This is a genomic window from Clostridium sp. CM036, from assembly GCF_055081135.1.
Genome location: NZ_CM143652.1, coordinates 1,292,285 through 1,312,430, shown reverse-complemented (window position 1 = coordinate 1,312,430; position 20,146 = coordinate 1,292,285). Strand labels below are relative to the sequence as shown.

General features: G+C 30.6%; 16 protein-coding genes. 7 read left to right on the top strand and 9 right to left on the bottom strand.

Annotated elements, in window-relative coordinates; translation table 11 throughout:
- The first annotated feature begins 216 nt into the window (after nucleotides 1-216).
- The 3 genes from ACWJKE_RS06150 to ACWJKE_RS06140 all read left to right on the top strand — a co-directional run bounded on the left by ACWJKE_RS06150 (nucleotide 217) and on the right by ACWJKE_RS06140 (nucleotide 2,639).
- A complete protein-coding gene (locus tag ACWJKE_RS06150) occupies nucleotides 217-837 on the top strand; it encodes a YhbD family protein (protein ID WP_220287547.1) in 621 nt (206 codons plus the stop codon).
- A 56-nt stretch (nucleotides 838-893) separates the two neighbouring features.
- Nucleotides 894-1,628 carry a polymer-forming cytoskeletal protein gene (locus tag ACWJKE_RS06145; protein WP_220287549.1) on the top strand — a complete coding sequence of 245 codons (735 nt, stop codon included), beginning with the start codon at nucleotides 894-896 and terminating at the stop codon, nucleotides 1,626-1,628.
- A 357-nt stretch (nucleotides 1,629-1,985) separates the two neighbouring features.
- Nucleotides 1,986-2,639 (top strand): (Fe-S)-binding protein, encoded by a 654-nt coding sequence (locus tag ACWJKE_RS06140; protein ID WP_220287551.1) that lies wholly within the window; start codon nucleotides 1,986-1,988, stop codon nucleotides 2,637-2,639.
- Between the two features lie 224 nt (nucleotides 2,640-2,863).
- Here ACWJKE_RS06140 and ACWJKE_RS06135 read toward each other — a convergent pair whose 3' ends face one another.
- From ACWJKE_RS06135 to ACWJKE_RS06115, 5 genes are all read right to left on the bottom strand, one after another.
- The gene (locus ACWJKE_RS06135; protein WP_220287553.1) at nucleotides 2,864-3,478 is read right to left on the bottom strand and encodes a manganese efflux pump; all 615 of its coding nucleotides are present in this window, start codon (nucleotides 3,476-3,478) and stop codon (nucleotides 2,864-2,866) included.
- Between the two features lie 192 nt (nucleotides 3,479-3,670).
- Nucleotides 3,671-5,737, bottom strand: a complete 2,067-nt coding sequence (locus ACWJKE_RS06130; RefSeq protein WP_462959264.1) for an ABC transporter ATP-binding protein/permease — start codon at nucleotides 5,735-5,737, stop codon at nucleotides 3,671-3,673.
- A 12-nt stretch (nucleotides 5,738-5,749) separates the two neighbouring features.
- Nucleotides 5,750-7,837 (bottom strand): ABC transporter ATP-binding protein/permease, encoded by a 2,088-nt coding sequence (locus ACWJKE_RS06125; RefSeq protein ID WP_462959263.1) that lies wholly within the window; start codon nucleotides 7,835-7,837, stop codon nucleotides 5,750-5,752.
- A gap of 258 nt (nucleotides 7,838-8,095) precedes the next feature.
- Complete coding sequence (locus ACWJKE_RS06120) at nucleotides 8,096-9,499, bottom strand: sensor histidine kinase (protein WP_216302998.1); 1,404 nt, start codon at nucleotides 9,497-9,499, stop codon at nucleotides 8,096-8,098.
- Nucleotides 9,496-10,218, bottom strand: a complete 723-nt coding sequence (locus ACWJKE_RS06115) for a response regulator transcription factor (RefSeq protein WP_462954318.1) — start codon at nucleotides 10,216-10,218, stop codon at nucleotides 9,496-9,498. Before ACWJKE_RS06115 ends, ACWJKE_RS06120 begins: the two co-directional genes overlap by 4 nt.
- Nucleotides 10,219-10,571: 353 nt before the next feature.
- Here ACWJKE_RS06115 and ACWJKE_RS06110 point away from each other — a divergent pair, with 353 nt between their 5' ends.
- Nucleotides 10,572-11,699 carry an aminopeptidase gene (locus tag ACWJKE_RS06110; RefSeq protein WP_462959262.1) on the top strand — a complete coding sequence of 376 codons (1,128 nt, stop codon included), beginning with the start codon at nucleotides 10,572-10,574 and terminating at the stop codon, nucleotides 11,697-11,699.
- Between the two features lie 52 nt (nucleotides 11,700-11,751).
- Here ACWJKE_RS06110 and ACWJKE_RS06105 read toward each other — a convergent pair whose 3' ends face one another.
- Genes ACWJKE_RS06105 through ACWJKE_RS06095 form a run of 3 tightly spaced genes read right to left on the bottom strand, consistent with a single transcriptional unit; the run spans nucleotide 11,752 to nucleotide 14,922 of the window.
- Nucleotides 11,752-12,741 carry a stage II sporulation protein P gene (locus ACWJKE_RS06105; RefSeq protein ID WP_462953983.1) on the bottom strand — a complete coding sequence of 330 codons (990 nt, stop codon included), beginning with the start codon at nucleotides 12,739-12,741 and terminating at the stop codon, nucleotides 11,752-11,754.
- A gap of 28 nt (nucleotides 12,742-12,769) precedes the next feature.
- On the bottom strand, nucleotides 12,770-14,539 hold the full coding sequence (locus ACWJKE_RS06100) for a M56 family metallopeptidase (RefSeq protein WP_462959261.1): 1,770 nt from the start codon (nucleotides 14,537-14,539) through the stop codon (nucleotides 12,770-12,772).
- On the bottom strand, nucleotides 14,539-14,922 hold the full coding sequence (locus tag ACWJKE_RS06095) for a BlaI/MecI/CopY family transcriptional regulator (RefSeq protein WP_462959260.1): 384 nt from the start codon (nucleotides 14,920-14,922) through the stop codon (nucleotides 14,539-14,541). The genes ACWJKE_RS06100 and ACWJKE_RS06095 overlap by 1 nt, the downstream gene beginning before the upstream one ends.
- Before the next feature lie 193 nt (nucleotides 14,923-15,115).
- On the opposite strand from ACWJKE_RS06095, the gene ACWJKE_RS06090 reads away from it, so the two are divergent.
- Both ACWJKE_RS06090 and ACWJKE_RS06085 read left to right on the top strand, forming a co-directional pair.
- A complete protein-coding gene (locus tag ACWJKE_RS06090) occupies nucleotides 15,116-15,610 on the top strand; it encodes a GNAT family N-acetyltransferase (RefSeq protein WP_462959259.1) in 495 nt (164 codons plus the stop codon).
- A gap of 198 nt (nucleotides 15,611-15,808) precedes the next feature.
- Nucleotides 15,809-17,413: a S41 family peptidase gene (locus tag ACWJKE_RS06085; RefSeq protein WP_462959258.1), complete on the top strand. Its 1,605-nt coding sequence runs from the start codon at nucleotides 15,809-15,811 to the stop codon at nucleotides 17,411-17,413.
- A gap of 36 nt (nucleotides 17,414-17,449) precedes the next feature.
- Here the strand turns inward: ACWJKE_RS06085 and ACWJKE_RS06080 are convergent, their stop codons facing one another.
- Entirely contained in the window at nucleotides 17,450-18,211 is a 762-nt protein-coding gene (locus ACWJKE_RS06080) for a DeoR/GlpR family DNA-binding transcription regulator (RefSeq protein ID WP_216303005.1), read from the bottom strand.
- A gap of 390 nt (nucleotides 18,212-18,601) precedes the next feature.
- Between ACWJKE_RS06080 and ACWJKE_RS06075 the strand changes: the two genes are divergently transcribed.
- Nucleotides 18,602-20,062, top strand: coding sequence for an IS1182 family transposase (locus tag ACWJKE_RS06075; protein WP_220287894.1), 1,461 nt, complete (start codon nucleotides 18,602-18,604; stop codon nucleotides 20,060-20,062).
- The last annotated feature ends 84 nt before the right edge of the window (nucleotides 20,063-20,146 follow it).

The following is a 20,146-nucleotide window of genomic DNA, read 5'->3' as shown; positions in this document are numbered from 1 at the left end:
AAAATTTGTCTAACATAATGATAAGTAGATCTTTTCAACAATATTAATTAGCCTGTATTTGCAATATATATGTGAATACAGGTTAATTTTTTGAGTATCTGGAAACAAATAATTACTTCAATTATTATTTACAACGTAACAATGTTATGTTACACTAAATGTATAATAAAAAAACAATATTGTTAAATAACCTCAAAGCATAAAAGGAGTGGCAATATGGATAAAGAGTTAATAACGAAAAAAGAGTTGCTAGAAGTCACGAATGTTTCCTATGGGCAGTTGTATAGATGGAAAAGGAAAAATCTTATACCAGAAGAATGGTTTATAAAAAAATCTAGCTATACTGGTCAAGAAACCTATTTCCCAAGGGAGGAAATATTAGATAGAATAGAAAAAATTATTAATATGAAAGGGGATGCATCATTAGATGACCTGGCACAAATGTTTTCACCACAGTTAGCGGATGTGTTTTTAAATGAGAGCGAGTTATTAAAAAAGAAGATTGTTACGAAGCAGACATTAACAATGTATAAAAACATCTATGGAGAAATAAAAACATTTTCTTTTAAAAAAATCTTATATATTTCACTATTAGAAAAGAGCTTAGTATCTGGTAATGTATCTTTAGAAGAAAGTAAACTTATAATAGAGACTTTAGAAGGAAATTATAAGTCGTTAGAAGGTAAAAATTGCGAGATGATTTTTTTAAGAAAATTTGGGATGGCGCTATGTTTTTTAATAACTGTTCCTAATGAGGTTTATATAGAAAAAGATGCAAAAATAGTATTAAGGCTTAATATTTCACAGTGCATCGAGGATCTTAAAATTAAAATTTAACGACATTTAAGCTCCGCAGGAGATGATTTAATATAGAAAAATATGGGAGGTTTAATATGGAAAAGATGAATAATAATGATATAAAAATAAACGGCTCAGGAAGTTCAGGTGGTGGAAAATATAATAGTGTAATTATAAGTGGGTCAGGAAAAATTAACGGTGATTTAGAGTGCATAGACTTTAAAACTAGTGGTTCATCAAAAGTTGCAGGTAATTTAAAAGCAGAAAGTATAAAAATCAGCGGGTCTGCAAAAATTGAAGGTGATGTAGAAGTAGGAGATATAAAGATAAGTGGATCCTCTCATATCGTAGGAAATGTAAAAAGCAAAAGCATAAAAATAAGTGGATCAACTCATATAGAAGGAAGCCTATACGGAGAAGAAGTTAGTGTAGCGGGCTCAGTGAATATAGGGAAAAATTGTGAAACGGAATGTTTTAAGGCTAGTGGTGGTTTTAAAATACAAGGATCATTAAATGCAGGACAAGTAAATGTTAAACTAGGTGGGAAATGCATTGTAAAAGAAATTGGTGGCGAGCATATTGAAATAAAAATTAATTTTTTTGATAATTCTTTGGTTAGAAAAGTAATTGATAAAATGTTTAATTCAAGAAGTGAGTTAACCACAGAGCTAATAGAAGGGGATGATATATATATCCAAAACACCAATGTAAAAATAGTAAGAGGAGATAATATTACGGTAGGTGAAGGTTGTAATATAGGGCTTTTAGAATATAAGGGAGAGATTAATATTTCCGATGCGTCCATAGTCAAAGAGGTAAAGAAGCTATAAATGTAATTAAAGTAAAACTTAATTATCTATTGAAGGTGTTTAAAAGTATGTATTTATTGTATAATCATAGGATATTATCATAAAGTATAAAAGGAGAAATTATGAGTTTAGCTTTTCTAAATATGATTATATATATCATCAGAAATATATTATTAATTAAACAAAATATTTTTTGGTCGAGATTTCTTATAGTGAGGCTTTAAAATCTATTCCCAAAATAGTTATTATAAACCATAGATTAGAAAAATTATTAGTTGAACAATCTATTATTAGTAAGAAACAGTAGTAGGGTTAATCAATAGACGAGGATTAGAAAATTAGTTTTGAAAAAATTTAGAAGATTGGTAGGCGAGTGTTATGAAAAGAGTATTTGCACCGGGATGTGCATTAATGATTTATAAACCAGAGTTAGGGAGAAAAGTACTGGATTTTTTAAATAGTGAGTTAGGAGATATAGATGAATATTTAATTTGTTGTAATCATAAACCTAATTTGGAAAATGGAACACAAATAATAAATGTCTGTGCTGGTTGTGATAGACGGTATAGGGAACTTTATGAAGAAGTAACGACAATTTCACTTTGGGAGATATTAGCTGAGGTAAAAACATTCCCATTCCCAGATTATAAAGGAATGGAAATGACTATACTTGATCCATGTCCTACTCGAGATCAGGAAAGAGTGCATAATGCAGTAAGAGTGCTATTGAAAAAAATGAATATCAATTTGGTAGAACCAGAAAAGACGAGAACAATTGGTACTTGTTGTGGAGATAGCTTTTATGGTGTTCTTTCTGTGGAGCAGGTTAAGGAGCAAATGAAAAAACGTGCTCACGAGATGCCTGCTAGCGATGTTGTTGTTTATTGTGTTTCTTGTTCTAAATCAATGTATATAGGTGGTAAGAAACCGAGGTACTTAGTAGACCTTTTATTTGGAGAGGATACAATACCGGGGACATTTGAACCAGATGATTGGCACGGGCAACTTAATAATTTTATAAATGAACATTAAAAATTTTTTAGTTTCAACAGGTACTATTTTTAAAGTATACTCACGAGGGCAATTATATGCCTTCTTTTTTTATCTCCAATAAGTCCCAAAACAAGCCAAATGGAATATCTGCACGTTTTCTGAATTCGCTTTTATCAAAATTTTATTATACTAAACATATAAGTCATTTAAGCTTGATTGAAGTTAGTTTATTTGACAAAGTCATATTTGTAAATTTGTTAATGCTAATTAACGAATTCAATAATACCAAGTATTATTAGCAATATACCTGAAAATAAGGGTGCGTATTTGCCCAAAATTTCACCTAATACATGATTACCTACGGCCTCACCAAATATAATTGTAAGAATACTTAATATAAATGTAGATATGACTGTAAGTTGAATATTAACTCCGGTTATACTTGCAGCTACTCCGGTTCCTAAATTGTTAAAGGTTAATCCGAATGCTACAATGAGAGCTTCTTTCATATTTATATCGCCAGAGTTATCTAAATCTGATTCTTCAGCATAATCAATCATTTCACTAATGTTTTTCAAGGCAAGTGCCTTTGAATTAGTCTTATTTAAAAGATTTACTATACTTTGGATTATAAAATATACTCCCAATATAATAATAACTATAGCACCTAAACCATTAGCTATTGAGTGAGGTAAAAATTTTGATATATATGCTCCAACTAACATAGATAAAAGTGTTCCTACGGATGTTACAATGGCTATTATAAGATTTGCAATTATACCTATTTTTACTTTCTTTATTCCGTAAGCTATTCCTACAACAGCGTTATCTAGGTTAGAGGATAAGCTAAATGATAATGCTGATATAATTAATGACATATAGGTTCTCCCTTTTCATTATTTACATTTTAATATATGGGTTATAACCTTATAAGGTGAAGAATTATCTTCAATGGAAAAAGCGTATAACATCAAAAAGGGATATCTGATGAGAAAAACTAATGAGAGTAGTATTAATATATAAAAAAATTAGGATACTATTTATAGTATCCTAATCAATGAGTTTTTGTGTTATCTACTACGTAATGCGTCTATCGGATCCATTTTTGAAGCCTTTAAGGATGGATAAAAGCCTGAAATCATACTTAAAACTACGCAGAATAGTAAAATTAAACCAGCATCTGCAAGTGGCAATTTAGCTACTTCCATATAAGGAGCATTTGCAGAGATATTCTTTAAGAAACCATAAACTGCTGAATTGATGAGTTTAGATGCACCTAAAGTAAATAGTAATCCTATGCCTGCTGATAAGACGCCAATAATAAATGATTCTGCAACGAAAATATTCAAGATATCTTTTTTTCGTGCACCCACGGCGCGGAGAATACCTATTTCCTTAATTCTTTCAAGTACAGAAATATAAACAACTATTGATATCATTAGAGCTGCTACAAGAATTGATATTCCGGAAAATCCCATAAGTGCATAACGCACTTGTTTCATTGCTCCATCAACTTGCGAAGATATAGTTTTACCGGTTAATTCAAATTTGTATTTATCTTGTGAATCATTTAATTTTTGGAGGCTTGCATCTAAGTCTTTAGTATTACTAGAATATAAAACTAAGGAAGGGCTTTCCAAAGTTGTTTTATCTATTTTAAACTCTATTTCATAAAAATTAATTGCCCAATCACTCGTTGCGTAATAGGTATCAATTAAAGTTGTAGTATTGGCAATTCCGGCGATCTTCCAAGCTTTCACAATGGGTACTTCAGGAATACCACTTTGCTCACTATGTGGATTAGAACCTTGTTTTAAATAGCGAACGTACATATTTTTACCAATTAAGTCCTTGAGATCACCACCATTTTTTTCTAAATCCTTCGCGGTGGAAAGTGAGATAACAATTTCATTTGTGGAACCTGCTTCTGGAAGGCTGCCATATTGAATGTCATTTTTAACATCTTCTAGCACCCCTGGAGCCATCATCATAACCAATTTTTCTCTAGTGGATTGGTCGGACAGTTTAGTCATCAATTTTTCATCTTTAATTATGCTTTGATCTAAAGAATAAAATTGTGCAACAGGAATTCCTTTGCCTCCAATTTGAAAGTAATAGGCATATATATTTTTATCTAAGGACATAACTGAGTTTATATCACTATATTTTAGAGGCTTAATATTTTTTAGAGACTTATCAGTATTTTCTTTTAACCCTACAGTTATTGCATTTGTTGGAAATATGCCTTTAACTTGAGTATCAACTGCATTAGTTGTACCTGAAGTAATAGCTATAGCTAAGGCAATTCCACAAATACCTATAGAAGTACCAATGGCTGTTGCTAGGGTTCTACCTTTTTTAAGCCATGCGTTACGAAGTGATATTTTTAAGGATGATAAAAAGGACATTTTTGATTTTGTTTCTATTTTATCTATAATAGGCGCAGCGGTTGACACCGAGGCCATATTTTCTTCAATAGAAATTAACTTACCATCTTCCATTTTAACAATTAAATCTGCATAAGCCTTAGCAAGGTCCGGTGCATGGGTAACCATGAGTACTAGCTTATCTTTTGAAATTTCTTTTAATAATTCCATAACTTGCTCACCTGTTTTAACATCTAAGGCGCCAGTTGGTTCATCGGCTAAAATTATTTCTGGATCATTAGCAAGAGCACGGGCAATAGCAACACGTTGGCGCTGTCCACCTGACAGAAGGTTTACTTTCTTCTTCATTTGATTTGATAGTCCAACTTGCTCTAAGAGGCTACATGCTTTTTTCGTTTTATTTTGCTTAGATATTCCTGATAAATCTAAAGCGAGTTCCACATTTTGGATTGATGTTAGTGAATTAAGCAAGTTAAACTGTTGAAAAATAAAACCCACTGTATTTTTTCTATAAGTGTCTAAATCTTTTTCTCCGGCCTCTTTTAAAGATTTTCCGTTAACAATAACATCACCTTCAAAATCCTTATCCAAAGCTCCTATTAAGTTCATCATTGTTGTTTTTCCGCAACCAGAAGGTCCAACAATTGCCACGAGTTTTCCATTAGGTAAATCAAAAGAAACATCATCTAATGCTATAACCTGGTGCTTACCGATTTTATATGTTTTTCTTAAATTTTTAATTTGTAACATTTACTATTCCTCCTATTCATCACGCAATGCGTCGATAACTTGAATTTTAGTTGCTCTTTTAGATGGAAAGTGTCCCGCTAAAACTGCGACTAATATACTGATAACAATTAGTCCGGCAATAGTTACAAAGGGAATTTTAATATCTGTAAATGGGATACCGGTTAATGGGATATTTACGATATTATCGGAATGTATATTTAATACATTATTGATTATTCTATTTGCAATTGGTTGTATTATAAAAGCTACTAGAACTCCAGTGACCCCTGCAAAAAGACCAATTAAGGCAGACTCAGCTTGGAAAATACGAGCAATATCTTTATTTCTTGCTCCCACAGCTTTTAAAATACCTATTTCCTTTTTACGCTCAAGTACACTTGAGAAAATTACAATCCCTATTAAAATTGTTGAAACTACGAGTGCTAGTGATATAAATACAATCATAACCGCCTCGGCCAAATTAATTAAAGTTTTGATAGCAGTTTTAACCATAACAATTTGTGAGGTTGCGGAAAAGCCTTTTGTTTCCGTCATTTTATTTCCGCCAATACCGCCATTTTCCTTAGCATTAATGTAATTTAATACAGCTTCATTGTTATGAACGTCTTTTATAACCACTTCTGCATTTACTATGCGGTTTTCTTTTCCTATAAAATAGCCATCATTTTTTAGCCATGTATTAACTGCATCATAAGAATAATATGCAGAGGCTGAGCTTAAGGCTATTTCATCCACAACACCGACAACTTTAAAATCCTGTGTATATTTTTTACCTAGAATTTCATCTCCTGTGATTGGATTTGTGGTTTTCTCCTGAATTATTACCTTGAGTTTCTTACCAATGGCTTTTGTATAATCATCTTTATCTGGGTTCATGCCATACATTTCAATTACATTTTTAGCCATATCCTTATTTACTAATAATTCATTCTTATTGTCCTTTGGTACACTACCTTTTAGTGCATGCTCAATGTTTGTAAGATAATTTTCACCAGCTAAGGAGTTAAAGGGAATATCCTTTAATTCTTTATTATTTGCTTCAAAAGAAGTAATATCTTTAACATTTAGGTCTTCTCTAACATTTAATACGTCGGGATTTTTCTTAATGCTGTCATAGACATTTATATTCTTTGGGTAATCAGTTTTTTCAATCGCCGCATCTTTAAACTTCATAGATGCTTGTATTATGTTAGCACTAGCAAAAGAATTTGTTTGAATATCTATGTAATTAGTTGCCCCATTGCTAAGCCCGATAACTAATAAAATACCTGCTATTCCAATTGAACCAGCAATAGTGGTTACGACTATTCGTCCCATTTTCTCTTTAATATTTCTAAGGGATAGTTTTATGGCATTTCCAAAAGACATGCTACCATCTTTCTTTTTTAGCTCTGATTTTAAACTATTTTTTTCAGATTCATTAATTTTCTCGTCTTTTTGAATTTTACCATCTAGAATAGCTACAACGCGGGTAGAGTATTCATATGCCAGTTCTCGGTTGTGAGTAACCATAATAATTAACTTATCACGAGCAACATCTTTAATAAGCTGCATAATTTGAATCCCTGTTTTTTTATCAAGGGCTCCTGTTGGCTCATCTGCTAGTATTATGTCTGGATCATTTGCAAGGGCTCTTGCTATAGCTACACGTTGTTTTTGGCCTCCAGATAATTCACCTGGCTTATGATCCATATGTTTTTCCAGGCCTACCTGTTTAAGTAAGCTTTCTGCACGCTTTATACGATCCTTTTTTGATAGACCGATTAAATTCATAACAATTTCAACATTTTCAAGTGCTGATAAATGTTCAATTAAATTAAAGGATTGAAAAATAAAGCCTATATTGTTTTTACGATATAAATCCCAATTCTTTTTTTTGTATTTTTTAGTTGATTTTCCCTCAATAATTAAATCACCTGAAGTTGGCCTATCGAGGCCAGCGATTATATTTAAAAGTGTGGATTTTCCACAGCCTGACGGTCCGAGAATTGAAACCAATTCCCCTTTTTCAAAATTAAGATTTACAGAGCTAAGAGCGTTGAAACTCTTCTTTTTTTCAATAGTATATTCCTTTGAAAGATTGTTTAATGATAAAAGCATAAATAACTCCTTTCGAATCCATTAGTGTATTTCCAGTTTTGAGCTTATACATTTATAATAGCAATTGAATCTTAAATAAGCCCTGTGTTAATCTTAAATCTACCTTAAATCATCCCCTGGGTCGCTGCATTAACAACTTCTGACGGAGCTTTTGATTACCACTTATAGATGTGGAAGACTTCCTTCTGAAATGTCGTTAAATAACAAAGGAACTCCCTCAAGATAGAAACAAATTCTAAAGTGAGATAGTTCCTTTAGTTATTCTAATTTGATGATAAATTTACAGCCTTTTCCTATAGCAGTTTCAAGGCTTATTCGTCCATTATGTTTCTCGATTATAGTCTTAGTAATTGCAAGTCCGAGGCCCGTACCTCCAGTTTGGGAGTTCCTTGCGCTATCCACTCTTTTAAAGGGCTCAAATATTTCAGCGGATAGGTCCAGAGGAATTCCAATTCCATTATCCAGAATTTCTAGTACTACTTTGTTAAAAGAATTCTTTAATAAAATTTTTATTTCTGTACCTCGCTTATTATATTTTAAAGCGTTATTAAGAATGTTAATGAGGGCTCTATCCATTTGTTTCACATCAATAAGAACAACTTTTTTATCGAATGGTATCTCAAAAGAATATTTAAAACCAGCCTCTTCGATTTGAGGTATTAATGAGGCTATAAGCTCTCTTAAATATTCACAAATATCTACGCTTTTAAGATTAAGCTTAAAATCTGAGCTCCCCATTTTAGATAATTCAAATAAATCTCCTATTAAACTATTGGCTCTTGAACTATTATTTATTATAATGCCCAAAAACTTTTCTCTGTCACAGTCCGATATATCCTTGTTATTCATTAGTAAATCAGAGTATCCCATTATATTAGAGAGGGGAGTTTTTAAATCATGAGATATATCTAGTATTAGCTTTCTCCTATTATCTTGAGATTTTTCTTTTAGATTTTTCTCGCTTTCAATTTTTTCTGCCATTATGTTGAAAGCATCTTTAAGCTCCCCAAATTCGTTTGTCGATCTCAAATCAACCCTGGCAGAATAATCACCGCCTGCAATTGTTGTAACTCCACTTAATAATTTTTTTAAAGGTTTTACAAAATTATTAGAGGTTAACCGTGAGTAAATAATAAGCCCAAGGATAAAAGAAGTAATATTAATTAAACCACCTAAAATTAGAATAAATATAAAATTATCTATGGCTCTAGGAATTCCATTTTTATCGAAAAAAATGCCATTAACGAATTGAGTTTTAATAGGAATAACTATTTTTAACCAAAAATCACCGTTGTTATTATAGCGTACATTATAATAATATTCTTCTTGATGCTTGCCGCTATTAATTAAGAATTCACTAAACTCGCTCTTAGTATATTGTTCTATATTCTTCGGATTTATTCCCCTTGAAAAAACAACCTTATAATTTTTGTCAATTACCTGAACCCCACCTTTATATTTTAAAACCTGAGAAAAATCTATATTCTCATAGTCATCTCTCATAATTTGAGAAGCTGATAGTTCTGGTATTTCATCATGTTTTATTAATCCCTTAAAGCTTACTGAAATGATTAAGGACACTATAATGAAGATTATTGTAGAAAAAATAAATAGTAATAAATAATTTAACAAAAGCATGTTTGCAACTTTCTTTTTTTTCATACGTTATTCCTTAGCCCTAAGTTGTTTTCCAGCTTATAACCAATTCCTCTTATAGTTTTTAAATACTGAGGATACTTTGGGTTATCTTCAATCTTGTCTCTTAAATGGCTAATATGCACCATGATTGTATTATCATCGCCATCGCAAAAGTAAGCATCTTCCCATACCGCTTCATAAAGTTGCTTTTTTGTATATACTCTTCCTACGTTTTCCATAAAAATTTGAAGTAATTTTAGCTCCTTTGCATTACATTCTAATTGTTTATTATCTTTATATACACTGTAACTATTTTTATCAAAAGTTAAATCTCCTATTTGAATAATTAACTTATCGGGTATTTTTAGCGCCATTTTGTACTTGTAGGATCTTCTTAGTTGCGCATGGACCCTTGCGATTAGTTCAATGGGATTAAAGGGTTTGACCATATAGTCATCGGCACCTAGTCCCAGTCCTAATATTTTATCTGAATCTTCACCTCTTGCAGTTAAAAAAATTACAGGGATTTCACTTGTTTCTCTTATCTTTCTCAGTAAATTGAAACCATCAAGCCCCGGCATCATTACGTCAAGAATAGCTAAATTGATTTCGTTATTCTTAAATATCTCCAAAGCTTTTAACCCGTTTTCTGCATCATATACCGTAAAGGATTCTTTTATAAGGTGTAATTCCAATAGTTGCCTTAAATCCTGATTATCCTCTGCTATTAAAATATTTAAGATGTCCACCTCCATGTCTAAAATTTACTCTTTAACGACAGTCCAGAAGGAAAGTCACCCACTTCTATAAGCGAGAGTACCTACTATAAGTAGGAGTTACTTACCCTAACAAATAGAAAACTTCAGTGGGGGTATAAATCTCCTTCTGAAGTCGTTAATATTGCAGCACCGCAGGTGATGATTTAATTATGCCCTAGGGTGTAGAAATTATCAATTAATATTATTAAAATTAATTGTCTCAATCAGAAAGTCGTTGTGCAAACAATTTTAAATTATTAGTATAACAGTTTTAAATAACAATATATATGATAAAATAATAGGTATATATAATTTAGAAAGTTAAGGGGGAAGTATAAATGGCTGATCAAAGACTTAACAAACTTGCAAAGCTACTTGTGAATTATTCTACTAAGGTTAAACCAGGTGATTTTGTATTTGTATCTTGTGATGAGGTTGCAAGACCTTGGATGGTAGAGGTAGTAAAGGAAGCTGTGAAGGCAGGTGCTCATGTGGAAACTGTATTAACTTCACAGGAGGTATCAGAAATAAAACTTAAATATAGCAGTGAAGAACAGCTTCTTCAAGAAAATCTGATTTTTAAAACTATGCTTGAAAAAGCAGATGTGTGGATTTCCGCTTGGGGAAGTAGAAATACAAAGACAAATTCAAGAATTGATGCAAATAAATTTAAAATGTATTCCCAAGGGGAAGCGAGTTGGAGAAAAATATATTCTGAGAAGATGGGCAATGGGTCGTTAAGATGGTGTGGCACACAATTTCCTACTTATGCAGATGCTCAGGAAGCTTCAATGAGCTTTAGCGATTACGAGGACTTTGTTTATGGTGCAGGATTACTTGATGCGAAAGATCCAGTAGCAGAATGGAAAAGGATAAGTTCAGAGCAAGAAAGATGGGTTAGATACCTTGATACTAAAAAAGGATTACAGTTTATTTCTGAGGGAACAGATATCAAAGTAAATATATCGGGAAGAAAGTGGATAAACTGCGATGGAAAAGAAAATTTTCCAGACGGAGAGATATTTACTTCACCTGTTGAGGACGGAGTGGATGGAGTAATTACCTTTAGCTTTCCAGGAATATATATGGGTAAAGAAATTGAAGGGATAGTTCTAGAGGTTGAAAAAGGAAAGGTGGTTAAAGGATCAGCCACGAAAGGAGAGGACCTACTTAAGGCACTTCTTGAAACTGATGAAGGAGCGCGCAGCTTTGGTGAGGTAGCTATAGGCACAAACTATGGCATTGTGGATTTTACAAGAAACATGCTTTTTGATGAAAAAATTGGCGGAACGGTGCATATGGCTATTGGAGATTCAATGCCAGAAGCTGGTGGACTAAATAGATCTACTATTCACTGGGATATGCTTTGTAATATGAGAAATAGTGGGGAAATTTATGCGGACGGTGAATTATTCTATGAAAATGGAAAGTTTATTGAAGGCATACTAGAAAAGTATGGCTTATAAGATAAAAGATAGGATTTCCTATCTTTTTTAACTTGAAAATTGTAAAAATTATTTACTTTTTTCTATTTAATTGCTCTGCAATAATTATTGATAAATACTTACCAGTATTTTTTGCTTCCGAAGTAGTATTAGTATAGGAGCCTAGTTCAATTAATACTGCATTACCACTTCTATTTTGGTTATAAAAACCAATTCCGCGATTAACAACAGTAATTTCTAGCCCTCTTAAAAGATTAGGATATAATTTATTTGATATTCCTATCATGGAATCTATCAATTTTTTCTGTTGAGCATATTTGGGGTTTTGCTGTGCGATTACAAACATAAATTGGGCAACATTTTCCCCGTCTATTTTCGTCGTTACTGTATTCTTATCGTTTACACTATCTCTATGTAAATCAATAATTAAATCAAAATTTTCATATACTTTTAAATAATTATCTAGAGTAACACCAGATTTCTTGTAGGCTTTAGGATAATATGGCTTATCATTTACCGTTTTATCATGTATAACGGCGATTCCATATTTTTTTTCTAATTTCTCCTTTATTACATCCCCTACAGCACATACATTTCTTGTTTGATCTGTACTACTGTTAGTTTTAGAGGTATCATTATCCGAGGTCCGATAAGCTTCTGAGGTATGAGTATGATATATTAGGACTCGAGGCTTTTTTCTATTTAAGGGTTGTTTCAAATCTGGACCAGGGAGATTTGAAACAACATTTGGGTCTTCAGACTTATTTACCTGATTTTCAATTAATTTAAAGGGTATAACTGTTTTTATATTTTCGCCTTCATTGTTAGTGCTATTTTCATTTTTAATTTCATTATTAACATCCTGTTTTCCAGTGTTTGGGGAATTAATTGAAGCTAATGTAAGGTTAACAACCTTAATATAAAAGTGATTTTGAAATTTTCGTTCATTGCTTGCATTAACACTTTTAGTTAAAATTAAGCCTAATAAAATAATAATGAGAAACGTGGAAACACTTAAAAACATTCTTCCACTATCATCTTTTTTAACAACTTTACGCCTCATCTTGATCCCCCCACTACATTTTTATCTTTTATTTAGATGAAGTCTTTTGAGTATTTTTTAATGCTGAAACGAGTGCATTTACACAAACTTCAATATCGCTGTCGCTGGATATATTATTTCCAAGCTCAATAACTGTTGAATTGTTAGATAAATCTTCATTGAAATAAGATATTCCAAATTGATAAAAGTACATTTCGGATTTAACTTCTTTTGAATTTTTAATATTTCCTAATAGACTGTCAACAAATTTTTTATTTGCTTTATAACGCGGGTTTCTTTTAGTAAATTGAAATACCATTTTTCTCGCATTAGATTTTTCATTTTCTAATATATTGGAGTGTATGTCTATTAAAATAGTATTTGAATATTGCTTGACATTTTTTGTTATTAAAGCACGTGCAGCTTGATATGATTTATTATAGTCTGCCGGTGGGTCACACTTTATAAAATGGCTATTAAAACCTTCTTTTACAAGTTTATTGCTCAATAAAGCACCCACATCAGATACTTTCATTCCAGAGGGATAAGCTTCATCAGCGTGACTATTGTAAATTACTATGTCAGCTGAAAATGGTACTATAGAATCAGTATTATCACTTGTTGATTTTTTTATAATAGCTGCTGAGGCTGTATTTGGTGTGTTTTTAACTGTACTTTTAGAAGTTATTACTGGTGTTTTTACTTGCAATGTTGTAGCTTTAACAATATTTTTATCAGAGATTATGTTTGAAGTGTTTATGGCAATACCGAGTCCTCCTATAATAACGAAAACGACCGTCCCAAGTAATATACCTTTGAAATTTATCTTCCTATACTTTGAAATCATAATAATCCTCCGTTTTATTTCAAAACTATTTAAAACCATTGAAGTAGTTCCTATAAGTCTATTGCTTTTGCCAGCCAGCTCCAATACTTTTATTATTGTATTTCCATATTGCAGGTTTTCGCTAGCTCCTAAATAAGAAATAACCTGACCATCGCAGGAAATTTCACAGTCTTGTCTCATTTTATGAAAAGCATAGAGCAAGAGAGGATTAAACCAGTAAATTATGGACAATAAAGTAATAGCATAATTTATAAATATATCCTTGTTTTTCAAATGGGTTAATTCATGCATTATAATATATTTAAACTCTTCATCACCAATATTGGCGGCTACACTGACTGGAATTAATATCTTTGGTTTAATCAATCCACACAAAGAAGGGCTATTTATTTTTTGCGAATATGATAATTCTACCTCAGTTCTTATATTCATAGCTTTCTTGCATTTATTTAGAATTTCTCTATGTGTGCTGTTTATATTTTTTATAGACGTTCCAACAATATCCTTTAATTTTTTATATCCTGTAACTAATATCGCTATTGATAATGAGGTGCCCAATATCCATATAAAACAAAACACTTTTTCAATATTAACTTTGTGGTTTAAAGGAATACGGTTAGCCTTACTAATTACACTTTTATTTGAAGGGTGCATCGCATTTATTGATATTGGATCGCTTAAGGTTACATTTGTAAGTTCTTTTGAAGAATTACTTTGTGTTATTTGTGTAGCTTTATTTGTAGTACCCTGTACATGAAAATTTTCATATAAATTAGAAATGTTTAAAGGGTTTTGTGGCCCAAATGGAATTATTAATTTTATAATTAATATTAACCATATATAATAGTGGAAAGTAAAATTTAGTTTATTTCTAAATATTCCTTTGAAAATTAATATCATTAGTACAATTACGCTACCAATTAAAGATGAAAGTACAATCATCTCAAAAATATTTAAAAAATCCACACGCATCAACCTTCCCTTTTACTTGATTGGTTTAGTATATCTTTTAATTCCTCTATATCTGTTTCAGATATTTCTTCTGATTGGGCGAAAGTTAAGATCATAGATTTAATAGAGCCATTGAATACCCTATTAATAAAGGAGTGACTTTCAGATTTTATACATTCATCTTCTGATATCAAAGAAAAATATAAATATTCATAACCTAATTTATTAAATCCAATTGCATTTTTATTTAATAATCTGTTTATCAGACTTTTAACTGTAGCCGGTTTCCAATCGGATTTATCCTTTAATTCTTGTATAATATTGATTGATGAAATTTCGGAATTAATCCATATTATTTTCATTATTTCCCATTCAGCATTTGATATCTTGGGGATTTTATACATTACCAAATCACCTCATTTCAATTACAACTGTAATTTGTATTATTCTATACTATATTCCTTTAAGTGGTAATTATTACATTTCTATTTAAATAGAACTAAGGAGTAAACCAATAAAGAGTTATGATATTATTAATTATGCTTGAATGGAATTTTCTAAAAGTAATAATAAATTTAAAATGAGGAGAAATTTAAGATGAAGTTACGGATGTACCAATCAGAAGATTGCAAAGAAATTATTGAACTGTTTTACAACACCGTTCATTCTGTAAATGCAAGAGATTATAACGAAGCACAACTTGATGTGTGGGCGCCTAAAGACATTGATATTTCTGCATGGGATCAATCTCTTTCAGAACATTATTCTGTTGTAATTGAAGAAGATAGTATGATAATTGGATTTGGTGATTTAGATGATTCTGGGTATTTTGATAGACTATTTGTTCATAAGGATTATCAAGAAATGGGTGTTGCAACTATAATAGCAGATGAATTAGAGAAATATGCACAGAAAAACGATATGAAAATTGTTATAACCTACGCGTCTATAACTGCAAAACCTTTCTTTCAAAAGCGAGGGTATAAAGTGGTAAAAGAACAAGCAGTTGAACGAAAAGGACAAATTTTAACGAATTTTGTTATGGAGAAAAAGTGTTTGTTGGAAAATCTGCAAAATAACTATGAATTTTGAGCTGATAAGCATCTGTATAATTAGGTGCTTTTTTTATGTCTATTTTCATAACAAAGGGATTTAAGATAATATGTGGAATATTCTTAATAAGATAACAAATTAAAACTTACCAATTTTTTTTGCATACTATGATTGGAATATTGGTGGTTATGGAATACTATTTCATTGGTGGGATAGATAGTAAGGGGAGTGAATGTAATGCATAAAATGAAAAAAGTTTTTGTAAGCGCTAGTATACTAGTAATTATTATTGCTATAATTTTTAAATTGGATATACCCAATAAGGTATATGCAAAAAAAATCTTACACATTGATATTGGAAAAGCTAAGAACATAAAAAATAATATTCCGAAAGATATTTTGGTTAGTATTAATGAAAGTAGGGATGCAACGAATAAAAGAGATCAAAATATGAGGAAGGTTAATGACTTCAAAAAAGAGTTTCTTTATAAATATGAAAACTTAAAAAATGTACCGGATTATATAGAAGTAGATGAATCAAAAAGAGCGATTTCAGTGGAGGGAAAAAAGGCTGTAGAAGATGTAGAATATATCTTTAAAGAATTAAAATATGGATATGCTGGTTATAAATATTTTGGAGGAGATGAAAAGTTTCTAAAAGCAAAAGAAAATATCTTAATAGAATTTAAGAAGTTGCAGAAAAAGAATGGCAGAATTGAATGTAACGAATTAGAAAAAGTTATGTGTGAGAATTTAGATTTTATTCAAGATGGGCATTTTTCTATAGGGGGTGGCAGAACATGTAAGGAGTCTATTATGTACACTACTGAAAAATACGAAGTTATAAAAAAGGATAACTCTTATTTTTTGAAATTGAATAACGATATGAAAGGTATTGTTACTATAAATAAAGAGGAGCCTGAAAAATACATTAAGCCTTCTATAGATGAAAATGGAAATATTGTATATAGATTATGTAGATTATATAAGAGTAATGAAGATATGTTACCAATTGACCTAAAATTTAAAGATGGTAATAAGGACAATAATATAAGCATTAACTTAGAGAATACATCAAAAAATTACGTGCATAAAGGAAGTAATAATAGTTATAAATATGAAGAAGTTTATAAAATACCAGTAATTGATTTAAATTCTTTTGAACCATCTGAAAAACTTGAAAAATTTGTGGAAGATGGTAAAAAGATATCTAAGAAAGATTTAGTTATAATTGATTTAAGAGGGAATTACGGTGGGAATGAAATATATGCTTTCGATTGGATTAAAAATTTTACAAATCAAGAGTACAAATCACCGGGCTTTAGTTCAACGCTACTTACTAAAAATTCAAAAGATGCATTGCTTTACAACGGTAAAAAAATGGTGGGACCAAAGGATTATCCTAAATTTGAACAGCAACTTAATGATATGTATAAAAATAAGAAAAGTGATCTTAAATATATCGGTTGGTCAGAAGTAGGACATGATGATTCAACTCATATTAATAATGAAAAGATAATTTTTGTTTTAATGGATAAGAATACAGCTTCAGCAGGTGAAGGCTTTGTAAAGGCATTAAAAAGTTGTAGTAACACATTTTTTATAGGTACAAACACAAGTGGGATGTCAAATATAGGGAATGTGGGATATTATGTTCTACCAAATTCTAAGATCGATATTTTTTTTGGAAATACTCTTTTTGTAGATAATGATTTAGAATGGAGAGATGGATTAGGAGTTTTACCTGACTTCTGGGTTAATTCTAAAGATGAGGAATATAGATTACTTAAATTCATAAAGAATTACTCAGAAGGCAGTATCAAAAAGAATGTGCAGAAATAAGCGGAAATCAGGATAATGATATTAATATAAAACTGTCTAAATTAATTTTATAGTTGATTTAGACAGTTTTTCTCTAATCTCATCAGTAAGGTCCGAACTCGTAATTATAACATCTATATCATCTAAAGTAGCAAATTTATAGGTGCCATCAACATTAAATTTTTCTTTTTCTACAAGTAAAAATACTTCTTTACTATTAGAGACTATAATTTCTTTAACATTACCATCTTCTAATGTAACAGTACCTACGCTATTTGTAATTAAGTTTATTCCAGAACTCCCCACAAAACCTTTATTAAAGGTATATTTAGATATACTCTTAGTTGCCTCTGAACCAAAAACCCCACCAGATTTATTATTATATACTCCACCTATACATATTAGCTTAACGGTTTCATTATCATTAAAAAGGGGTGGTATTAGTGACATATTGGTTATTAAAGTTAAATTTTTAGTACTATTAGATATTAATTTAGCTAACAAAAAGTTGATACTTGAGGTATCTAAAAAAATCACATCTCCATTCTCTATAAGGGAAAAAGCTTTTTGAGATATTAACTCTTTGCTATTTAAGTTTACGTTCATTCTAGTAGTTATAGAGCTGTTTTTAGAAATCTTTCTATTTAGGATAGCTCCACCATAGGTCCTTTGAAGGGCCTCAGATTTTTCTAGTCTTTGTAGATCCTTTCTTATCATACCTTCTGAAACATTAAATCGTTCACTTAGTTCTTTAACTTTTATTCTACCGGTTTCATTAAGTATACTTAAGATTTGTTCTAGTCTTTCTTCAGTAAACATTTAAGCACCTCATCAATTATTATCATTTAGTGTTGTTGCTGATTAATATTATAACATTATTATCTAAACTTACAAAATATATTGAATAAAAACTTTAAATAGTATACAATGATAACAAACAATAGAAAACAACTTAAATTAATTAACAGAAATATTTAAAAGATGTTATAATTTAGCGTGATAAGGTAATGCTTAGCGTGATATTTTATATATTAAGACATTTGAAAAAAAGCTAGCCATGTTAATGAGGCCACTGAAAAACTATATAAAAAAATCGTCATCTAATTAAAGATGGCGATTTTTTTATATAAAAGACTAAAAAACAAAAAGGAATTTTAAAAGATATGTCGAATTAGTATAGTAGAATAAAATAAAAGGGGCTAAACTATTATGCTAAAAGGACAATTGGAAATAAAAATAAATACATACCATAGCTTATATTCGTTAATTATTCCGAAAGATAACATTTTAAAGCAAATTAATGACCTTGTTGACTTTTCATTTGTTTATGACGAATTGATGATTAACTATAGTTCATCTATGGGTAGAGGTGCTATTAACCCCATAATGCTATTTAAATATTTACTTTTGAAAGTAATATATGAATTGTCTGATGAAGATGTTGTTGAAAGAACTCTTTATGACATGTCCTTTAAATATTTTCTAAATTTAGCCCCAGAAGAAACAAATTTAATAAACTCAAGTACACTAACTAAATTTAGAAAGCTTCGCCTTAAAGACATGAATTTATTGGATTTATTAATAAACAAGACTGTAGAACTTGCTATAAAAGAGGGAGTTTTAAAAAGTAAAGCAATAATAGTTGATGCTACGCATACCAAGTCACGTTATAACCAAAAGTCAGCAAGCGAGGAATTATTGAAACGTGCAAAAAACTTAAGAAAAACATTGTACGGAGTACATCCTGGTATTAAAGAAGAGTTACCTAATAAAGTTACAACTGGAGTACTTGAAGATATTCTTGAGTACTGCAAATTATTAATTGATACCATAAACGAGAAGCCAGAAACTGCAGCAAATCCAGCTGTGAAAACTAAATTAAACTACTTAATGGAAGCTATTAATGATGACTTAGAAAATCTAAAAATATCAAAAGATGAGGATGCAAAAGTGGGGCATAAAACTGAGGATAGTTCTTTTTTTGGATATAAATCACACCTTGCTATGAGTGAAGAACGTTTAATTACAGCAGCTGTTATTACAACTGGCGAAAAAAGTGATGGAAAGGAGCTCATAACCTTAATAGAAAAAAGCCGTGAGGCTGGTATAGATGTAAATGAAGTAATTGGAGATACAGCTTATTCTGAAAAGAAAAACCTAGAATATACAAAAGAAAATAAAATTGCATTAATTTCAAGACTAAATCCTGTAATTTCACAAGGAATGCGAAAAAAAGAAGATGAATTTGAGTTTAATAAAGATGCTGGTTTATTTGTATGTCCGGCAGGTCATATGGCTATTAAAAAAGCAAAACAGGGAAAGAAGAATGTTGGTAAAAATCAAGTGCTAACCTACTATTTTAATGTAGAAAAGTGTAAAAATTGTGTTCATAAAGATGGGTGTTATAAAGAAGGCGCTAAATCTAAAACTTATTCAGTTTCAATAAAGTCAAATACTCACAAAGATCAAATAGAGTTCGAAAAAAGTGAATATTTTAAAAAACGAGCTAGGGAACGTTATATGATAGAGGCTAAAAACAGTGAACTTAAGCACCAACATAGCTATGATGTAGCAATATCGTCAGGCTTAATTAGCATGCAAATGCAAGGTGCATTATCAATCTTCACTGTGAATCTAAAGAGAATAATTAAGTTGAAAAGCATGAAATAGGGCTTTTAAAACTTAATTATAAAATAAAAAGCATGAGATATCCAAAATATGGACATCTCATGCTTTTTCTATTCAAGCTTGAAA